We start from the raw sequence: 2,710 nt of genomic DNA, 5'->3' as shown, positions 1-2,710 counted from the left end.
GTCCCCGACACCGATCCCCACCTCGGGCCGCCGCCCGTCGACGTCCTGCCCGAGCACGACGCCACCATCATCTACACCTCCGGCACCACCGGCCGCCCCAAGGGTGCCGTCGCCACGCATCTCGCGCAGGCCGGGGCCGCCATGAACCCGCGGTTCTTCGCCGCCGCGGCCGCCCTCGCCCGCGGGGACATGCCCGGCGCCGGGCCCGTCCCGGTGTCGCTGACCACGTTCCCCTTCTTCCACGTCGCCGCGTTCACGTCGTTCTACGGGGTGATGGCGGCCGGCGGCACCCTCGTCATGATGCGGAAGTGGGACGCCGGCCGGGCCCTGGAGCTGATCCGGGAGCACCGCGTCACCCACTACGCGGGCGTTCCCGCCACCGCCCTCCAACTGCTCGACCTGGCCCGCGCCACCGGCGACCCGCTCACGAGTCTCACCCTGCTGAGCACCGGCGGCGCCGCCGCCCCGCCCGGCATCGTCGGCGGGATCACCGCCGGGTACGGGGACCGGCTGGAGCCCCGGAACGGCTACGGGCTCACCGAGACCAGCGGCGGTGTCCTCGCCAACGCCGGTGCCGAGTACCGCGCCCACCCCGGCAGCGTCGGCTGGCCCACGCCCGTCACCGAGGTGCGGATCGACCGGCCCGACGCCGAGGGCGTCGGCGAGCTGTGGCTGCGCGGGCAGTCCCTCGTCCGCGGCTACTGGCGCGACGAGGAGGCGACCCGCGCCGCCTTCGCCGAGGACGGGTGGTTCCGGACCGGGGACCTCGCGCGCGTGGACGCGGACGGGCGGGTCAGCATCGTCGACCGGCTCACCGACATGGTGGTCCGCGGCGGCGAGAACGTGTACTGCGTCGAGGTCGAGGACGTGCTCCAGCAGCACCCTGACGTCGTCGACGCCGCCGTCCTCGGCATCCCGCATCCGCTGCTCGGCGAGGAGGTCGCGGCCGTCGTCCGGCTGCGGCCCGGCGCCGAGGTCGGCGCCGATGGGCTGCGCGCGCACGTGGGCGGCCGCCTCGCCGCCTTCAAGGTGCCCGCCCACGTCCTCGTACGGGACGAGGAACTGCCCCGGAACCCGACCGGGAAGCTCCTCAAGCGGGAACTGCGGGGTTCCTTGACCGGAACCCGGTCGTCGCTCGGCTCCGGCAGTCCGTGACGGGCGCCCGCTCGTCGCTCACTTGCGAGAGATGACCGGCGTCCGCTCGTCGCTCACGTGCGAGAGATGACCGGCGTCCGCTGGTGGCTCAGCTCCGGGTGATCCGTACCCGGTACGTGCCGTTCTCGTCCTCGTCCAGCACGCTGATCCGTATGCCGTTCGCCCGGTCCGTGAACGTCTCCCCGGGCCGGTACGGCGCGTCCGACAGTTCCGCGTGGACGTTGGCGCGGCGGGTGCAGCCGCCGCTCGCGTGCTCGCTGTCCGAGACGGTCACCGGTCCGTGCCCGGTGTCCACGTCCGCCTCCACCCGGTAGACCAGGACGCCGTGTTCGCAGACGGCCTCGTCGTTGCCGTCCTTGCTGCGGACCTCCAGCGCGTACCCCGACGTCTCGGAGAGCGGGACGAACGCGAGCTTGGGGCCGCCGGCGACCGCCAGCGGGGTGAGCGAGTAGTCGCCGGTGCCCGGTGTGGAGGCGCAGCCGATCTGGTCGTTGTCGAGCCAGCCCAGCTTCCACTTGTGCCAGCCGAGCAGGTCGTTGTTGGCCCCCCAGTCCTCGGACATGATGTCCCAGTGCCCGACGGTCCCGCCGCCGTCCGAGGTGTACAGGTCGGGCAGACCGAAGACGTGCCCGTTCTCGTGCGGCAGCACCCGGTAGCCGGTCTCCGCGAAGCTGCCCGACCCGTCGTCCTGGCGGCTGTAGACGAACGACGTGTTGGCCAGCGGCACGCCGTCCGCGTAGGGGGCGTCGTCGTTCCCGGAGAAGGTGACGGACAGGACGGTGTCGAGGGCGGACGGGCCGGCGTTCGGCGTGACCAGGACGTTGACCAGGTCGTAGGCGCTGAAGTCCACCTTCTGGTCGGCCATCTTGATGATGTCCTCGACGAGGGTGCGGTAGCCCGGTTCGTACGGTGCGCCGCGCTCGATCCCGTACGCCGAGAAGGCCTTCGGCATCCGCAGCCAGTCGGGTATCGGGGCCTCGGCCTGGTAGTGCAGCCGCCCGTACGAGCTGACGCGGAACCAGTCGGCGGTCTGCGGGAAGAACTCGCGGAAGCGGCCCATCGCGGTGCCGTCCCCGGTCGCGTCGGGGAAGTCGATCATCAGGTTCAGGGCTCGGACCAGGCCCGTGGAGCGGACGTACCCGGGGGCCGTGGGGAGTCCCTCCGACATCTGTACGCCCATCGTGGTGGCGATGCGGCAGGGTCCCAGCTGCGCGCCGTCGGGCGCGGCGGCGACGGGGCCGGCCGAGGCGGGGGCGGGATCGGGCAGCGTGCTGCTCGCGGAGGCGAGCAGCGTGAAGGAGAGCGCCGTGGTCGCGGCCATGGCGACGGGTCTGCGTATCCGTCGTCGGGGGTGCTGCATACGGTCGCCTCTCCGGTGGGGGCAGGTCGGCGGCGCGGCCCTCCCTTCGGTACGGGGCGCGCTGTCCGATCAGCCTGTGACGAGAGGTCCTGGTACGCGCGTCGGGTGGCCCGATCGTGGGATTCGGCCGACGCGAGAGCCGACTGCGCGCCGATGCGGAAGCTGCCCCCCTCGCCGATGCGGAAGCCGCCCCCC

The 2,710-nt window shown here is 73.0% G+C and carries 2 protein-coding genes; one reads left to right on the top strand and one right to left on the bottom strand.

Going from position 1 to position 2,710, the window contains the following annotated elements:
- The coding region (locus EAO70_RS35075) for a class I adenylate-forming enzyme family protein (RefSeq protein ID WP_148006859.1) at positions 1-1,155 on the top strand (1,155 nt) is incomplete at its 5' end.
- Positions 1,156-1,243: 88 nt separating this feature from the next.
- Here the strand turns inward: EAO70_RS35075 and EAO70_RS35070 are convergent.
- Entirely contained in the window at positions 1,244-2,515 is a 1,272-nt protein-coding gene (locus EAO70_RS35070) for a M6 family metalloprotease domain-containing protein (protein ID WP_148006858.1), read from the bottom strand.
- Positions 2,516-2,710 lie beyond the last annotated feature (195 nt).

This window comes from Streptomyces sp. adm13(2018) (assembly GCF_008042145.1).
In the GTDB taxonomy this organism is placed as follows: Bacteria; Actinomycetota; Actinomycetes; order Streptomycetales; family Streptomycetaceae; genus Streptomyces.
The sequence above is the reverse complement of the archived record's forward strand: the minus strand, read 5'-3'. Positions and strand labels throughout refer to the sequence as shown.

Bases quoted from the DNA above. Each gene is read 5' to 3' on its own strand.
- EAO70_RS35070 (WP_148006858.1), bottom strand. From the start codon at position 2,515: ATGCAGCACCCCCGACGACGGATACGCAGACCCGTCGCCATGGCCGCG.